Source organism: Paenibacillus phytorum, from assembly GCF_013141715.1.
GTDB classification, from domain to species: Bacteria; Bacillota; Bacilli; order Paenibacillales; family NBRC-103111; genus Paenibacillus_E; species Paenibacillus_E phytorum.
In genome coordinates this window covers 23861-40298 of sequence record NZ_WHOA01000249.1, presented here as the reverse complement: position 1 = coordinate 40298, position 16438 = coordinate 23861, and the positions used below count along the sequence as shown (strand labels likewise).

Here is a 16438-nt window from a genome sequence, read left to right as displayed (position 1 = left end):
CTCTTCCAATGTATATCTTAACTTTTAACTGCACCCTCTGTGATCCCAGCGATGAATTGTCTGCTCACAATAAGGAAGAAGACAATCAATGGAAGGGTAGCCATAAGTGCTCCAGTCATAACCATGGAATAGTCTGCTGTATGAGCCGATTTTAATTGCTGTAAGGCCAACATTAATGTGAATTTGGATGTGTCCGTCAATACGATCAATGGCCACAAATAATCTTCCCATACGCCCATAAACGTCGTGATAGCGAGAAAGGCGAGCGCAGGTCTTAAAATCGGCAAAGCAACATGCCAATAAAGTCCAAATTTATTACAGCCATCGATTCTCGCAGCCTCGAGCAAATCATCATGGATCGCTAACGCATATTGTCTGATCCAAAAAATCCCGAATGCACTTGCCATGCCCGGGATAATCAAGGCCTTATAACTTCCCAGCCACCCGAACTCCTTAATGATGATGAATTGCGGAACAAGCAGCATTTGCGCAGGAATCATCATCGTAGCCATCATAGCAAAAAACAGCAATTTAGAACCCGGAAACTTAAATTTGGCAAATGCAAATCCAGTCAATGAATTGAAAAACAACTGAAGCGCGCAGCTAATCAATGCAATGAAAACCGTGTTGAAGAATGAACGAATAAAATTGCTTTTCTCCAATACATGATGAAAGTTATTCATAAAATTAGTTCCGAACGTTAACTTCGGAGGAAAAGCAAACATCGCACTTGTCTCATTCGTGGACATGACGATAAGCCAGTAAAACGGGAATATGGAGATCGCGACTCCGATCATCAATAAAGTATTTACGATTATCTTTTTGGTCAACACTTCAACAGTCATCTTGTATTCTCCTTTTTATCAATCATCCGATCTGTTGAAAAATTTCCAATTGAGGACGGATAATAAGCCGATGATGATGAATAACACCCATGATACCGCAGCTGCATAACCATAATTCTGATAATTAAAACCTTCCCGGAACATATAGAGAACGATCGTATCGGTGCCCGGGTATGGCGGTTGATTTCCAGCTAATACTTGAGGTTCCGTGAAAATTTGAAACCCGCCGATTGTCGACATCATCACAGAGAACAAGATGATAGGTCTGAGCATTGGTATCGTAATTTTAGTGAAAGTTTGAAATAATGTAGCGCCGTCCAGCTCAGCTGCTTCATATAGATCTTTTGGAATCCTTTGCAAGCCCGATAAATAGATGACGGCGTTATACCCCATATATCTCCAAGAAATCATGGCTGCAATAACAACTCTTGCTCCAAATTCAGAATTTAACCATGCTATCTTATGAAGGCCGATTTTTTCCATCAAATAGTTAATTAGCCCGTACTCGTTGCCGAACAAAGACTGAAAGATAATGACGACAGCCACCATAGCTGTTACATTCGGTAGAAAATAGGCAATTCTGTAAAAACCCTTGAATCTTACGATAGATAAATTAATGATATAGGCGACAACCAATGCACACAGAAGCTGCGGGGCGTTCCCTAATATCCAAAGTGCGATATTGTTGACTAACACCTTCCAAAAAGTCGGATCATGGAGCATATAATCAAAATTCTTGAATCCAACATATTTCATTTCTCCAATCCCATCCCATTTATGTACGGCTAAGTACATCGAGAACAAAATGGGAAATACCGAAAAGATCAGGAACAAAATATAAAATGGAGAAATAAAAAGATACAGCGTTCTGCTCTTATAAATTTCTTTAAAAAGACCTCCCATGCTATTCCTCCGCTAATTGGACGAGGCGAGGAAGCCTCCTTCCTCACCTACATCCATTATTTCATTCATTTACTTGCCAGATCCGACTTAGCGTGAAAGCTGCCTTTTAATTTTTTCCTGCGCATCTTTCCAAGCCTTTTCTGGGTCTTTCTTCTGCGTGTCAATTAAACCAATTTCATCGGTCAAAGAAGTACCGACCATATCGTCTCTTGAATCGACAGGTGCGATTTTTACATCTTTTGCCGCTTCAGCGAATATCGGACTCAGATCTTGGTTTCCGAAGAACTCATTTTTATTTACCATTTCAGGTTTCGTGTAAACTTCCGGTGTAGACGGATAGTTACCGAATTCCTTATATCCAGCAACCAGATTGTCGGGGCTAGTTAGGAATTTAATAACTTCATAAGCTTCTTTCGGATTTTTCGTCGATTTCAACAATCCGAAGAAGGATCCTCCCTGATTACCCACACCACCAGGCGGGTAGGCAATCTGCCATTTCCCCTTCGTGTCAGGAGCTGCGCCAATCAAATCACCAACAGCCCAAGACGCCCCGATGAAAGAAGAGACTTTGCTGTTATTCGTTGCGGCATTTTTCTCAGCATCACTAACATTTGGGTACGTTAAGCCCGATTGGTAAGCTTTCACAGCCATATCCCAAGCACCTTTTATATGGGCCTGATCACCAATATATTTCCCATCTTCCGTAAAATAACCTTGGCTATTTTGGCCTATGATGTTTCTGAAAACATCCACAATGGATAATAATTGCGATCCTGTTGCGTCTTTCACTTTCTGCTGAAGATTGAAATAATCACTCCACGTCTTCACTTGGCTTTTAATGGCTTCCGGCGTGCTCGGCACTCCCGCTTTCTCAAACAAATCTTTGCGGTAGTACATAACAAGAGGAGCCACATCGATCGGCAAACCGATCAAATATTTATTGTCTGATGACGCGGCCATTTTCCATTTCCAATCCAAATACTGGGGTTGAATATCCTTAGCGCCTTGATCGTATAAATTCACGAATTTTTCTTTGTAAGGGAGCATGGAAGAAATCCAGCTATCCATCGCTACGATATCCGGCCCGCTTCCTCCGCCTGAGATTGTTGTTTTTAATTTGGTAGCATAATCGCCTCCTGACGGAAGCTTCTGTGCTTGCAAATCAATATTCGGGAATTTTTTCTTCGCTGCTTCAATGGTTGAATCGGATATCGCACCGTTCCAATACCACATCGTTAATGCAACCTTCTGATTAGAAGCGCTTTCATTTTGATTAGAATTGGTCGTAGTTGGTTTTTGCGTCGAAGTACTCGTATTAGTCTGGTCACCACAGGCAGAAACGACAAGAATCAAACTAAGAGCTACTGGCACACTGTACAATGCTTTAAATTTCATAGTCTTGTTCCTCCGATTAAAGCGAAATTTGATAATAATATCAGATATTTGTAATTCCAAGGCTCATTTCAGCTTTCCCCAACCACATAGGATGCCCTCTTGATTTCACGTTATTCATGGCGCTTGCGCACCACCATATATGCATTCATTAGCATAAACATTTCGTCTAAGAATTATTTCTGGTATCGATACCAGAATGGTAGGCAAAACGTTCGCAGGGGCTAACCACCTTCCTGTGTAAGATTACAACAATCTGGTATCGATACCAGATTCAGCGCTAGATATCCAAATTAATTTGTATCTGAATAAATAATGCGGTTTCTGGTATCGATACCAGAAAGTTTACCGTGCTTCTGGTTCATAGTATAAATCGATTATCTTCTTTTGACAATGGCATAAATTTACAAAGGGTTAAAATTTTCACCCTACGAATCTCATTCATTCGTAAAGTATTGTATTATACAAATATTAAGGTGATCGAGGTGACTCTAAATATATGAAGCTAGAAGTGAAAACGATACAACTTTCCGACATTGTTCCGCAAATATATCGAGCCGATTATTTTCCGTTTCGTCCAAATGAGCGAATTGGTCCGCGTAAATCGTTCGTACATTCCTTTGTATACATCTATGAAGGCAAGGGTTTAATAACTATTGGAACAACCGTTTATTCCTGTACCAGAGAAGAGCTGTTTTACATTCCGCCAGGCCTGCCTCACTCTTTTCATGCGGATCACCAGCATCCGATGGTCCATGCTTCGATTTACTTTGATTGGATCAACACGATACCTCGAGTGGGAGATATGTCTTTGTTTCATTTCGGAGACCAAATCCGTGATCCTTCCGAGTGCTCACCTAACGTGGTATTTCAGGACATGCCTACAATTCCTACCAAAGTGCATGCCCCCAAGCAGATGAGATGGATGGAATTATATCTTCATGTCATCGAAAATATCGAGCAAACACAGGAAGATGCCAAACTTTTCAGAAGAGCTGCCTTTGAGCAATTTGTTTCAGAATTGGCGAACCTATGGCGGAACCCTACCCTGAAAAGTGACAGAAGAATGCAAGCGATCATGAAGCAAATGAAGGATTTTCCTCAACATAATATTTCTATAGAAAAATGGGCTTCGCAACTAGGGATTAGCACTTCATATTTGCATAAGTTGTTTATCCAGGAAATAGGCATGAGCCCTCATTCTTATGCGATTAAATGCAAGTTGGAGAGAGCCAAGAAGATTCTACGAGAGACCAATCTGTCTATCACTGATATCACGGAAGACCTTGGTTTCGGTTCCATACATTACTTCTCAAGATTATTTACGCAAAATTTCGGCGAGTCACCCTCAGCTTATCGCAAACGTTTAAGGGAGGGATATTAAAAGATTAGGATAGTTTTGTACAAATGTAATACATTCCTTCAAAGACAGCTCATAACGCTTTTGTTATTCTAAATTTGGGTTTCCATCCAGATTGATGGTTCACACGGAATAACAATACACTTAGAAAGAATGTGAATCTATGAAATCATTTAAATCTATTCGTTACCGCCAAGTCCATCTGGACTTTCATACGTCCGAGCACATTACCGGCGTTGGTAGAAATTTCGATGAAGAACAATTCATCTCTTGTTTGCAAAGTGCTCAAGTAGATACCATCAACGTCTTCGCCATGTGCCATCATGGTTGGAGTTATTTTGACACGAAAGTCGGTAAGCCTCATCCTCATTTGGAAACGAATTTGTTGCCGCGCATGTTAGATGCTTGCAGCAAAAATGACATCGAAGCTCCGATTTATATGACGGTCGGATTTAACGAACTCTCTGCCCGCGAGCACCCGGAATGGGTGGCAATCGCCCCCGAAGGAGATGATCCCTACGGTCCACCAAAATCTGATCCAGATGACCCCCGTTCGACCGGATTTGACGGTTGGCATATGCTATGTCTAAATACACCGTATTTACAGTATCTTCTGGACTATACGAAGGAAGTCATGGAGAGATTCCAGCCAGTTGGAATCTTTTACGATATCGTCGGAGAATATCCTTGCGTATGTTCTTACTGCCGCGACAGCCTCAAAGAAATGGGTCTTGACGAAAACAACCCGGATCACCGCAAGCAATTGGCCAAAAATGTATATTTGAATTACTTGCAGAAGACATCCGAACTAATTTGGTCCCTTAACCCGGAAACCAGACTGTATCATAACTGCTGCACTGAAAAAATGGGTGAAAAACAATACTACCCATACTATTCGCATTACGACATCGAATCGCTGCCGACAGGCGGCTGGGGTTATGATTACTTCACCAGCATGGTTCGGTACATTCGCAAACAAGACTTTCAGTATCTAGGAATGACAGGGAAATTCCACAAATCGTGGGGAGAATTCGGCGGATTCAAAAATCCAGCCGCATTGAAGTATGAATGCCAGCAAATGTTAGCCTTCGGAGCAAGAATTTGTATTGGGGATCAGCTTCACCCCGATGGACGAATGGACGAAGAAACCTACCGGATTATTGGGGAAGCTTTCGATGGGATCGCTGCCAAAGAACCATGGTGTAAGGATACGACCAGCATATCCGAAATTGCCATCCTTTCAGCCAATACTCTCACGGATGCCGAAGATAGCCGAACAAGCGATATGGGTGCTTATATGATGCTTGAAGAAGGCCACTATTTGTTCGATATCATCGATGACTCGATGGACTTCTCCGTCTATCGAATTATCGTACTGCCCGACTGTATTCGAGTATCTGATGCCTTACAGCGCAAACTTGAAGATTATATAGCTAGCGGCGGAAATGTGATCATGAGCGCTGAAAGCGGACTTAGGGTCGACCGCCCTGAATTCGCCCTGGATCTAGGCGTGGAGTTCAAAGGAAAATCAGAGTGGGATGTGGATTATACCCTAGTCACTGATCAACTAACCGGTTCGTTTGTAAGATCCCCTTTTCTCAATTATGAGTCGGGTTATCAAGTTCAGGTGAATAGAGCTGAAGTGTTGGCCCAGACCTACAAGCCTTATTTCAACCGGAGGCACGGGCATTTCTGTTCGCATCTTCACGCTCCGGCCAAAGAAGAAGCGGATTATCCGGCTGTTGTTAAACACGGCAATATCATATATATCGCCCAACCTCTATTTAGGTTGTATCGGAAGCACGGCGTGCAGTTGTATAGGGACCTATTCCTTGCGTGTGTCAAACAGTTTATCTCGGCTCCAACGGTGAAAACCGATCTGCCTTCTGCAGGGAAAGTAAACTTGACCCGTCAATCCAATGGTACGGATTACGTGCTGCATTTGCTCTATGCCGTCCCTATCTTGCGAGGAGACACCCAAGTCATCGAAGATGTGCTGACTTTAAAGGATATCTCCGTACAGGTCAAATTGGATGAGAAAGTTAAACAAGTCATGCTGCTGCCGGAGAAGACGATGATTCCTCATAGGACGGACGAAGAAGGTTATACTTCCGTTTCTGTCAGTCTAACCGGTCACCAAATGGTTCTTTTTGAAACCTAAGTATATCTTATAGAAAAAACGACTTACGCTGTCCTTGAGCGTCTATAAAAGTTGATGCAAAGCAAGCTGCGACTAAGACTTACATTCGCTGCTCAACCTTGTGAAGTTGTATTTTGTACAACTTTAGGCAAGCTAATCCGCGTTTTCCACGCGAATGTTGCAAAAATTACAACAATTTCAGCCAAAAGTAGCTCTATAGCCTCTAAGAAGGCAAAATTGTTGTACAACATACAACATTCTTAGCATTCCGACGAGAAGAAATCAAGAAAATTGTTGTACGCTGTACAACAACTTGCAAAAAAGCCGTCTGGATACTCCTGACGGCCCTTTTTGTTTTACCTAACTCAGCCTCGCAGCTGTTCCGATCTATGTATGCTTCGTATCTTTCTCGTCCTAATACGGTGAATCGCCATGATACATCCAATGAGTCCAGCGCCGCCAGCGGCAAACCCTGCCAGTACATCACTTGGATAATGAACACCTAGATAAATCCGGCTTAACCCGATACATACAACCACAACGATAGTAACAACCGGAATTAGCCAAGCAGCTTTCCATATTTTGCGCACATTGACCCACAATAAGTAGCCGATCAATCCATAGAATAAGCTAGACACCATCGCATGTCCACTAGGAAAGCTGAAGCCATTTTCTTCTATTAACCACATTCCAACAGGGCGGTCACGCTGAAAAAGATCTTTAAGCAGTTGATTCAACCCCCACGCAGTCAATACACCAATGAGCAATATAAGTGTCTCCCATTTGTGCTTAAATTTGATCAGCAGGATGAGGGCTACAACAACGAATACAATGAATTCTGTTATCGCTTTTCCCATTATAGTAAAAAATAAAGCAACCGGTGTTACAGCATCACTTCTGAGTGTACGTACAGCACTACCTATACTCTCGTCAAATTCCTTTAACCAGCTGGATGACAAGCTTTGAGACAATAGAACGAAACCCATTAACAACACGCACGCTGCCCCAAATCCCCAAAATAAATCTTTGTACAACGATTTCCCCTGCATAACTTAAGTTCTCCCCATAATAATCTTCTCATTACGCTATATACGCTATGCCCGGTCGCGAGTTCTTAGAGCCTGTGTCTTCTTCAGGAGCAGCGGTATTAACGCAAATGCGATGTACATTCCCACTGCGGCATAAAACTTACCCGATCCAATGTCTTGCAGTGATGCTCCAAAAACGTTATAAACAACGGCACCCGGAATTATACCAATCAGCGTTCCCCACGTATAGTCCCAAAAGCGAATTTTGGACAGTCCTGCCCCATAACTCACGCCATCGAAAGGAAAGAAAGGCATTAGCCGCATATACAGGACGACCATAAAACCTTTTTCCTCGGCCTTCTGATCGAAAGACTGCAGCTTCTTATTTCGCAAAATCCGCTGAAAGCTGTTGCGGCCCCATTTGCGCGTAATATAGAAAGATAGCATCGCCCCCGCGCCAGCCCCAATAATATCATAGATTGTCCCCCAGAAAGCGCCAAACACATAGCCCCCATATAGGGTCAACGGTGTCGCCGGAAATAACACCAATGGACGAAGCGTGTAAACAATAATATATAGCAGCCCACCAAGTGGACCTAGGTCACGCAGCCAATCGGTCATCCAATCCAGATCCAAGCGCTCCCATACACCGGTCCATTTCAAAACGAGCAGACCAGCGACAGCGATTATAAACCACAACAATAGTAACCAGAGCGATTTCGAGCGCGCCATGGCTCCCCTCCTTTGCCCAGTATTCTTGAGTTCCATCTTACACAAAGCAAAGGCTACATATCAACCATGGGCATGCAAACAAGGATAAACGAACTAAAAAAAGCCCCACCCGCTGAAGACGAGTGAGACTCCTAAGACCATTCAATTATTTATGCCAACCATTGCTTCACTTTCGAAGCAAAATTGTTCAGCATCTCCTGCGAGCCATATTGACCGCTGAAATCTTCAATGCCGAGATAACCATCGTAGCCGACCGCTTTTAAGTCATTCAGCAGTTGCTTCCAATTGACGATCCCTTCGCTTAGTGGTGACCACTCGCTTTTCCAGAGCTTGATGCCATCTTGCTCTTCGCCAGTTGGCAACCATCTTGCATTTTTAACATGAACATGCGCTAGATAAGGTCCGAGCAGCTCAAGACCCATGCGGAAATTCTCGTATCCTTCATGCACCATATTGCCGGCATCATGCAGAACCCCGATGTGATCCGAATTGAAGTTAGAAACCAGTCGATGTGCCAAACCAGCACTTGGTGTGATCGTATTATGGTGGATTTCAGCTAAGGCTTTAACGCCATACTGCTGAGCAAATTCCTGCACATGATGTAAATAGTCTACAGCCGTTGCATACAAGTCATTATAATTTTTGCTTTTGTCATAGCCAGGTACACCGATACGAATGAAGGAAGCTCCAATTTTCTTAGCAGTTTTGAAAACATGCTCGGTCTCTGCAACATTACAAGCATTTAAGTAAGGGGTGATACTCAAGTTCACTAAGTTATTGTTAACAGCAGCAAGTCGGAAACGTTCCAATTCTTCATCCGAACCATTCGGATCAATGGAACAAAGATTATTTCTCCAGAAAGAAGGCTTCTCATTTACCGCGTCAGCAGGAATATCTTTAAAACGCCATTCAATGCCTTCAATCCCGGCAGCAACGGCCGCCTTGGCTAGTTCTTCTGGTGTCAGGTCAGGTGTTGCTACAGTAAACACGGATAATTTCATATGAATATGCCTCCTAATTTCATTTGGGGCCCCCGCAAAGTATTGTCTAAACTCTTATCGAAGCAATTCGGTGATGTATAACCGCTTTAAATGGTAAGTTTAGACGCCGATCGAGCTAAAGCTCGATGCGGACGGAATATGCTTCAGAGCTTGGCGTCACTTTGTGGGGTATTACAGGGATCTTTGAGCGTAGCTTAAAGTCTCTCCGCTTGAACAAGAGTTGGTTGATTGTTTAACTATTCTTTATTTTGCAGTATAATAAAAACGTATTCATTGCATTAATTGGGCAAAAGTTTGCTAATATTGACTCCAGCTAAATAGAGGAGAGCCTCACATGCAGGAACTTTACCAGAATCTACATCGCATGATCGATTTTAGACATGCCGTGACCCATGATCCGATTCCATTGGATTTCCACCAACACCAGGACAAATATGAAATTTATTTTTTCCTTACTGGGGACGTTCATTACTTCATCGAAAAACAGGTTTACCCCCTGCAGTATGGGGATCTGCTGATCATGCACAGTAATGAATTGCATCGACCTAATTTCCAATCCAAAAAACAGCGTTATGAGAACGTCGTGATCCATTTTAATCCTACGCTGATGGAGACGTTTAATTCTCCGCAGTTTAACTTGCTCGACTGCTTCAATAACCGTATTTTTGGTGAGCAAAACCGGATGCGGCTGACTCCACAGCAGATTGATGACATTATGAAGCTTTACGAACGTATGGAGATGCATAAGCGACCTCAAGCGCTCCCAGGATCGGAAATCCTGTTTGTTTCAGCCTTTATCGAGCTGCTCGTGTTTATCAATCGAATTTTTCAAAATCAAGGCAAACAAGAGGAACAGATCATGATTCCCGACAAACTCTCCTCTCTTTTCACCTACATTGACGAAAATTTAGATCAAGATCTGTCGCTCGAGGTACTGGAACACGTCGTGTTCATGAATCGTTCCTACCTATGCAGACTGTTCAAAAAACACACTGGTAGCACCATCCATGAGCATATTTTGTTCAAGCGCATCGCCAAAGCAAAACAGCTGCTGCGCGAGGGCTCTACAGTCACTGATACGTGCCAGCTAGCAGGCTTCAACGACTACTCCAACTTTATCCGAACGTTTAAGAAGGCTGTCGGCCTTCCTCCTCGGCAGTACCAGGCCCAGCAGCGGCGGGTTTGATCTGTAGCCAAACAGAAAAAGGTCGCCCAAGTCTTCGTGACTTTGGACAACCTTTTTTTGTTATTGAGACAATGGGCTCTACTTCAAGTTTTCCGGATTCAGCTGTAGAAGCTCAGGCAGTACGAAAATACCGTCCTTACGAATGAGCACATCGTCAAACCAAATCTCGCCGCCCCCGTATTCCGGACGTTGGATATTCACGATATCCCAGTGCAAGGAGGATTTGTTGCCGTTATAAGCATCATCGTAGCAATTTCCAGGTGTGAAGTGGAAGCTGCCGTCAATTTTCTCATCGAATAGCGTATCTTTCATCGGCTCTTTAATGTAAGGATTCACACCAATTGCGAATTCCCCTATATAACGCGCACCTTCGTCCATATCGAAAATTTCATTAATTCGATCTGTATCGTTAGCTGTCGCTTTTATTATTTTACCATTTTCGAATTCAAGTACGATATTCTCAAAAATGAAACCATCATGAGGCGTTGGTGTATTGTAGGAAATGATACCATTCACCGACTCACGAACCGGTGCAGAGTAAACCTCGCCATCCGGGATGTTGAGCTCCCCATCGCATTTAACGCCGCCGATTCCTTTAATCGAGAACGTCAAATCCGTGCCTGGACCAACGAGGCGCACTTTATCTGTGCGATCCATTAGGTCTTTCAAAGCATCCATTGCTTTGGACATTTTGCCATAATCCATCGTACATACGTTGAAGTAGAACTCCTCGAATTCATCTGTACTCATGCTAGCAAGCTGCGCCATGGAAGACGTCGGGTAACGAAGAACGACCCATCTCGTATCCTTCACGCGGACATCAAAATGAACCTGTTGATAATAAATCGAATTGTACAGCTTCATCCGATCTGCCGGAATATCCGACAGTTCATAAATATTGGCTCCGCCGCGTACACCTATGTAGCCTTGCATTTGTTTCATTTGGAAAGCATCGGCTTCTGCCCATGTTTGCATTTGAGCTTCTGTACCGTTCATGATGAGTTGACGCATAATCACATGATCTCTTACATTGACGAAAGGGTGCGCGCCAGCTGCGTGAACCTTTTTCACGATCTCTTTCACTAGAGCTGAATCAATGCCATACGCTTCTATCAAAATATTTTCTCCAGGCTGCGCTTTAACCGAATAATTCACAAGCACATCTGCGAGCTTCGTTAGTCTTGGATCTAGCATACTTTATCTCTCCTCTTCTTCTATAACAGGGTCAAAATTCGGCTCATTCGTTTGAAAGCCGACCGTAGTCAAATAAAACCACTCCCCATTTTCTTCCTGCGATGCATCGAGCTCAAAGATAAGAGCACGAAACTTTCTCAGCCATTCTGCATATTTCTCTTTGCTCATTTTGACTTCGACCTGGGTCATGATAATCGGCCATTGGGTACGATCAGAAGAAGGAATTTGAAACGCCTCTTCAGGGGCATTAATCGCTCTGCGTCTGGCACGTCCAAGTACGCTAAGCGTCCTCTCGCGATAGTAATTCTCTACCTCTGAGACGTAAGGCAGCAGTTTTTCACTAGGGACGAAGCCGCGGGCTATTGCACGATAAAACTTTTGCAAAATACCATTCTTGAGTTCCGTACGAACGACCGAAATTAAACCATGCTTCTCAAGTTCGTTCAAATGATAATGCACTTTTGCACGTGCCATTCCCAGCATTTTAGCTATTTGCTGACCGGTGTAAGCTTTCTCTATTAAATAAAGTAACACCTTAGCGCGTAGTGGATCGCTTATCGTTTTTAATTGCTCAAGTTCTTCAATAATATAAACTGGTTGCAGCTTCATCTGGACTCGACCTCCCTCTATTGTACCAATCTAGCCCTTAAACATGCGCTCATGGTCAACTCTTAATCTCTTAATGAGATTAATTAAACGACGGTCAAATCTTTTTAACCGTATCATAATGCGAAAAGGATTTCATGTCAATTGCAGTCTCAGCAAGCATGAATGTCCTCTTTTCTGACCATTTCAACGCTTTAACGGATTAACGAAGTTAAGCTTTTCTCTATGGTAGCAAAAAGGGACGTTTCTGTCACCCATTAATGGTGGAAACGTCCCTCTATTTTATCGATAAATATGGCTTCCTGCTTCACGGAATTCTTTGGACTTTTCCTCCATGCCGCTGTTTCGCGCGGACTCTTCATCAAGCCCTTGAGCGTGTGCGTACTGCCTTATATCCTGTGTAATACGCATGCTGCAAAACTTCGGTCCACACATGGAGCAGAAGTGCGCCGTCTTCGCGCCTTCGGCCGGCAGCGTCTCATCGTGGTACTCAATTGCGCGTTCTGGATCGAGCGAGAGATTGAACTGATCGCGCCAGCGGAATTCGAAGCGCGCCTTCGACAGCGCGTTGTCGCGAATTTGCGCTCCCGGATGGCCTTTAGCCAGATCGGCGGCGTGCGCAGCAATCTTGTACGTGATGACCCCAACGCGTACGTCTTCCTTATTCGGAAGGCCGAGATGCTCCTTCGGCGTCACATAGCACAGCATCGCCGTGCCGAACCAACCGATCATCGCTGCCCCAATGGCCGAGGTGATATGGTCGTAGCCTGGTGCAATGTCGGTCGTCAGCGGTCCAAGCGTGTAGAAAGGCGCTTCTTGGCAAACTTCCAGCTGACGGTCCATATTTTCTTTGACCAGGTGCATCGGCACGTGGCCTGGTCCTTCAACCATGACTTGGACATCATGCTTCCAAGCGATTTGCGTCAGCTCGCCAAGTGTTTCCAATTCGGCGAATTGGGCTTCATCGTTCGCGTCCGCGATCGAACCAGGGCGGAGTCCGTCACCAAGCGAGAAGGCGACATCGTAAGCTTTCATAATTTCGCAAATATCTTCGAAATGCGTATAGAGAAAGTTCTCTTGGTGGTGAGCAAGGCACCATGCGGCCATGATGGATCCACCGCGGGAGACGATACCCGTTACGCGCTGAGCTGTCATAGGAATGTAACGCAGCAATACACCCGCATGGATTGTGAAGTAGCTGACACCCTGTTCTGCTTGCTCAATCAGCGTGTCACGGTACACTTCCCAAGTGAGGTCCTCTGCTTTGCCGTTCACTTTTTCGAGTGCTTGATACAATGGCACCGTACCAACAGGAACAGGGGAGTTACGAATGATCCACTCGCGCGTTGTATGTATGTTTTTGCCAGTTGATAAATCCATAATCGTGTCAGCGCCCCACCGGGTAGCCCACGTCATTTTTTCAACTTCTTCTTCAATGGAAGAAGCGACAGCGGAATTTCCGATATTGGCATTAATTTTCACAAGGAAGTTGCGTCCGATGATCATCGGCTCGCTTTCGGGATGATTAATATTGGAAGGAATGATGGCACGACCTATAGCGACTTCTTTACGAACGAATTCAGCATCGAGATTCTCCCGAATCGCAATGTACTCCATTTCCGGTGTCACGATGCCTTGGCGTGCATAATGCATCTGTGTCACGTTGCAGCCTTTTTTAGCTCGGAGCGGCCTGCGGTGTAAGCCAGGGAATATTTCAGCGGCACCTCTTGCATCAGGAGATGCAAGCCCATTATCTTCTGGCTTCACTTCACGTCCAACGTAAGATTCAACGTCACCACGTTCTTCGATCCATGTTAAGCGATTAGCGGGAAGACCCTGACGGATATCCGTTTTCAGTTCTGTATCGGTATAAACACCACTTGTGTCATAAACCTGCACAGGCTCATTAGCTACTTCCTCTCCTTGTATATTCGTGGAGGTTCCCAAAGAAATTTCCCTCATTGGCACTTGAATATCGGGTCTTGAGCCTTGTACATACACCTTTTTACTTCCTGGAAATGTTGAAATTTGGACGTCTTTCACAGAACTACTATTAGTCGTTGTCATACGAATTCCTCCTCTATTTGATGTTTCTAAGCAGCTCAGCTGCTGCTTCACGTGGTGAGTGCGCGCTTGCAATCGCGCTGACTACGGCTACGCCATCCGCCCCTGCGCGGATGACGTGGCATGCGTTCGTGGCATCGATGCCTCCGATGCCAACGAGCGGCAGCCGGATGCCGCCTGCGCGAATCCGCTGGATGACGGCAGGCCCCTGGACCTCCCGCGCATCTAGCTTTGTGCGCGTGGCGTATTGGGGGCCTACGCCCAGATAGTCGGCGCCTTCGGCAAGCGCCGACCGGGCTTCTGCGAGATCGTGGGCCGAGACGCCCACGATCATGTTTTTCAGCCGCTGCCGCACGGCGGCGGCTGGGGCGTCTTCTTGGCCGATGTGAATGCCATCGGCCTCAAGCTCTAGAGCGAGCCCTTCATCATCGTTGACGATGAAGGGGATCGCGTGCTGCGCGCACAAGCGGCGCAGCCGCGCGCCTAGCTCGAGCTTCGCCGCCCCCTGCAGGGCTCCGGCGCCCTTCTCGCGGAACTGAAACATCGTAATGCCGCCGGCAATCGCGGCCTCCAGCACTGCATACGGGTCAGCCCCTCCACAGTTCGGGCTGCCCATGACCAAATACAAACGCAGCGCTTTGCGCAGCTGCTCGCTATTCATCGCACACCTCGAATGAGAACATCCTCGTTGACGAATATGTCATCTAAGCCAGCGGCATTAGCTTCAGCGTCCACAGCCCTATCACTCTTTAGCTGCCCGCCAACTGACGTCCTGTCAAGCTCATTCGCCACCGTTCGAGTAATACTTGCTCTTACTCCACGTTGATAAGCCCAATGATTCGTAGGACCATGACCGCTGCCAATGTGTAACGGCTCCGCAATTGCAGCTTGGATGAATCTTTTTGCCAGTTGGATGGCTTCTTTCGTCGTTAAACCCTGTGCAAGTCCCGAAGTGACCGCCGCAGCAAACGTGCAACCTGTACCATGCGTATGCTTGGTAACCAAACGTCTGGACGAAAACTCCGTGAATGTCTTCCCGTCATACAGCAAATCAGTTGCATGCTCCGTATTCACGTCATGACCGCCTTTAATCATCACGTTCTTGCAGCCGTAAAGATGAATCCGCTTCGCAGCCTGCTGACGCGACTCGCTGTCTGTTATTTGCATACCGCTAAGTGCTTCAGCTTCAGGTATGTTCGGTGTAACCACATCAGCCAGCGGCAATAAAGAGTGGATCATCGCCTCAACAGCCTCTTGCTGAAGCAAGGAGGCCCCGCCTTTGGCTATCATCACAGGGTCGACCACGACCCGCTGCCACTTGTAGGTTTGTATCGCGGTCGCTACGATTCGTATAATGTCACCACTGAATAACATCCCTGTTTTGAGCGCATTGGGAGGTAGATCTTCCCCGATAGAAGCCAACTGCTGCTCGATCGCCTCAGCGCTCATCGGATAAACCCCTTGAACACCCAGCGTATTCTGCGCAGTCACCGCGGTAATGACCGACATCCCATAGACGCCCAGCTCTTGGAACGTCTTCAGATCTGCTTGAATCCCCGCACCCCCTCCGCTATCCGAGCCCGCAATCGTTAATGCTTTGTAAACAGACATCTTACTCCCCCTTTCAGCTTCAACTTCTACATGTCCGCCTCACAGACACACACTTTTGCTTTTGCACGGTAACATTAGCCGAGAAGACCTTTATCGACCGCTCACCATGGAATATTCACTATCCCTCTACCGAGACGTCCATTCCAGCCCTCTCAGTCCCACATTCTTACTCTCAATCCACTCACACCAGCCGAGAAGACCTTTTTCGACCGCTCACCATGGAGTATTCACTATCCCTCTACCGAGACGTCATTTCCGGCCCTCTCATTCCCACATTCTTACTCTCAATCCACTCACACCAGCCGAGAAAACCTTTTCCGACCGCTCACCATGGATTATCTACTATATCTCTACCGAGACGTCATTTCCGGCTTTC

The 16438-nt window shown here is 45.4% G+C and carries 13 protein-coding genes and 1 pseudogene; 3 read left to right on the top strand and 11 right to left on the bottom strand.

Features of this window, described 5'->3' with window-relative positions; translation table 11 throughout:
* Positions 1-17: 17 nt before the first annotated feature.
* The 3 genes from GC098_RS37850 to GC098_RS37840 all read right to left on the bottom strand — a co-directional run bounded on the left by GC098_RS37850 (position 18) and on the right by GC098_RS37840 (position 3143).
* Positions 18-845 carry a carbohydrate ABC transporter permease gene (locus GC098_RS37850; RefSeq protein WP_171649485.1) on the bottom strand — a complete coding sequence of 276 codons (828 nt, stop codon included), beginning with the start codon at positions 843-845 and terminating at the stop codon, positions 18-20.
* Between the two features lie 18 nt (positions 846-863).
* Positions 864-1748, bottom strand: a complete 885-nt coding sequence (locus GC098_RS37845) for a carbohydrate ABC transporter permease (RefSeq protein ID WP_051253895.1) — start codon at positions 1746-1748, stop codon at positions 864-866.
* An 87-nt stretch (positions 1749-1835) separates the two neighbouring features.
* Positions 1836-3143, bottom strand: a complete 1308-nt coding sequence (locus GC098_RS37840) for an ABC transporter substrate-binding protein (RefSeq protein WP_171649484.1) — start codon at positions 3141-3143, stop codon at positions 1836-1838.
* A gap of 496 nt (positions 3144-3639) precedes the next feature.
* Between GC098_RS37840 and GC098_RS37835 the strand changes: the two genes are divergently transcribed.
* Both GC098_RS37835 and GC098_RS37830 read left to right on the top strand, forming a co-directional pair.
* Positions 3640-4524 carry an AraC family transcriptional regulator gene (locus GC098_RS37835; protein WP_171649483.1) on the top strand — a complete coding sequence of 295 codons (885 nt, stop codon included), beginning with the start codon at positions 3640-3642 and terminating at the stop codon, positions 4522-4524.
* Between the two features lie 139 nt (positions 4525-4663).
* Positions 4664-6661: an alpha-amylase family protein gene (locus tag GC098_RS37830; protein WP_171649482.1), complete on the top strand. Its 1998-nt coding sequence runs from the start codon at positions 4664-4666 to the stop codon at positions 6659-6661.
* A 344-nt stretch (positions 6662-7005) separates the two neighbouring features.
* On the opposite strand, the gene GC098_RS37825 is transcribed toward GC098_RS37830, so the two are convergent.
* From GC098_RS37825 to GC098_RS37815, 3 genes are all read right to left on the bottom strand, one after another.
* Positions 7006-7689 carry a phosphatase PAP2 family protein gene (locus tag GC098_RS37825; protein WP_171649481.1) on the bottom strand — a complete coding sequence of 228 codons (684 nt, stop codon included), beginning with the start codon at positions 7687-7689 and terminating at the stop codon, positions 7006-7008.
* 45 nt (positions 7690-7734) lie between these two features.
* Positions 7735-8400: a TVP38/TMEM64 family protein gene (locus tag GC098_RS37820; RefSeq protein WP_171649480.1), complete on the bottom strand. Its 666-nt coding sequence runs from the start codon at positions 8398-8400 to the stop codon at positions 7735-7737.
* A 149-nt stretch (positions 8401-8549) separates the two neighbouring features.
* On the bottom strand, positions 8550-9401 hold the full coding sequence (locus tag GC098_RS37815; protein ID WP_171649479.1) for a sugar phosphate isomerase/epimerase family protein: 852 nt from the start codon (positions 9399-9401) through the stop codon (positions 8550-8552).
* A gap of 334 nt (positions 9402-9735) precedes the next feature.
* Here GC098_RS37815 and GC098_RS37810 point away from each other — a divergent pair, with 334 nt between their 5' ends.
* Positions 9736-10587: an AraC family transcriptional regulator gene (locus tag GC098_RS37810; protein ID WP_171649478.1), complete on the top strand. Its 852-nt coding sequence runs from the start codon at positions 9736-9738 to the stop codon at positions 10585-10587.
* Positions 10588-10665: 78 nt separating this feature from the next.
* Here the strand turns inward: GC098_RS37810 and GC098_RS37805 are convergent, their stop codons facing one another.
* The 5 genes and pseudogenes from GC098_RS37805 to thiD all read right to left on the bottom strand — a co-directional run.
* The gene (locus GC098_RS37805; RefSeq protein ID WP_171649477.1) at positions 10666-11781 is read right to left on the bottom strand and encodes an aminopeptidase; all 1116 of its coding nucleotides are present in this window, start codon (positions 11779-11781) and stop codon (positions 10666-10668) included.
* A 3-nt stretch (positions 11782-11784) separates the two neighbouring features.
* Positions 11785-12390 carry an ArsR/SmtB family transcription factor gene (locus GC098_RS37800; RefSeq protein WP_171649476.1) on the bottom strand — a complete coding sequence of 202 codons (606 nt, stop codon included), beginning with the start codon at positions 12388-12390 and terminating at the stop codon, positions 11785-11787.
* A gap of 279 nt (positions 12391-12669) precedes the next feature.
* Entirely contained in the window at positions 12670-14454 is a 1785-nt protein-coding gene (thiC, locus tag GC098_RS37795) for a phosphomethylpyrimidine synthase ThiC (RefSeq protein ID WP_171649475.1), read from the bottom strand.
* A 13-nt stretch (positions 14455-14467) separates the two neighbouring features.
* Complete coding sequence (gene thiE / locus GC098_RS37790; protein ID WP_171649474.1) at positions 14468-15112, bottom strand: thiamine phosphate synthase; 645 nt, start codon at positions 15110-15112, stop codon at positions 14468-14470.
* Positions 15113-15270: 158 nt separating this feature from the next.
* Positions 15271-16062 (bottom strand): annotated as a pseudogene (gene thiD / locus GC098_RS37785) (bifunctional hydroxymethylpyrimidine kinase/phosphomethylpyrimidine kinase); the annotation flags it as partial.
* Between the last annotated feature and the right edge of the window lie 376 nt (positions 16063-16438).

Coding starts and splice junctions, on each gene's coding strand:
- GC098_RS37850 (WP_171649485.1), bottom strand. CDS start 845: ATGACTGTTGAAGTGTTGACCAAAAAGATAATCGTAAATACTTTATTG.
- GC098_RS37845 (WP_051253895.1), bottom strand. CDS start 1,748: ATGGGAGGTCTTTTTAAAGAAATTTATAAGAGCAGAACGCTGTATCTT.
- GC098_RS37840 (WP_171649484.1), bottom strand. CDS start 3,143: ATGAAATTTAAAGCATTGTACAGTGTGCCAGTAGCTCTTAGTTTGATT.
- GC098_RS37835 (WP_171649483.1), top strand. CDS start 3,640: ATGAAGCTAGAAGTGAAAACGATACAACTTTCCGACATTGTTCCGCAA.
- GC098_RS37830 (WP_171649482.1), top strand. CDS start 4,664: ATGAAATCATTTAAATCTATTCGTTACCGCCAAGTCCATCTGGACTTT.
- GC098_RS37825 (WP_171649481.1), bottom strand. CDS start 7,689: ATGCAGGGGAAATCGTTGTACAAAGATTTATTTTGGGGATTTGGGGCA.
- GC098_RS37820 (WP_171649480.1), bottom strand. CDS start 8,400: ATGGCGCGCTCGAAATCGCTCTGGTTACTATTGTTGTGGTTTATAATC.
- GC098_RS37815 (WP_171649479.1), bottom strand. CDS start 9,401: ATGAAATTATCCGTGTTTACTGTAGCAACACCTGACCTGACACCAGAA.
- GC098_RS37810 (WP_171649478.1), top strand. CDS start 9,736: ATGCAGGAACTTTACCAGAATCTACATCGCATGATCGATTTTAGACAT.
- GC098_RS37805 (WP_171649477.1), bottom strand. CDS start 11,781: ATGCTAGATCCAAGACTAACGAAGCTCGCAGATGTGCTTGTGAATTAT.
- GC098_RS37800 (WP_171649476.1), bottom strand. CDS start 12,390: ATGAAGCTGCAACCAGTTTATATTATTGAAGAACTTGAGCAATTAAAA.
- thiC (WP_171649475.1), bottom strand. CDS start 14,454: ATGACAACGACTAATAGTAGTTCTGTGAAAGACGTCCAAATTTCAACA.
- thiE (WP_171649474.1), bottom strand. CDS start 15,112: ATGAATAGCGAGCAGCTGCGCAAAGCGCTGCGTTTGTATTTGGTCATG.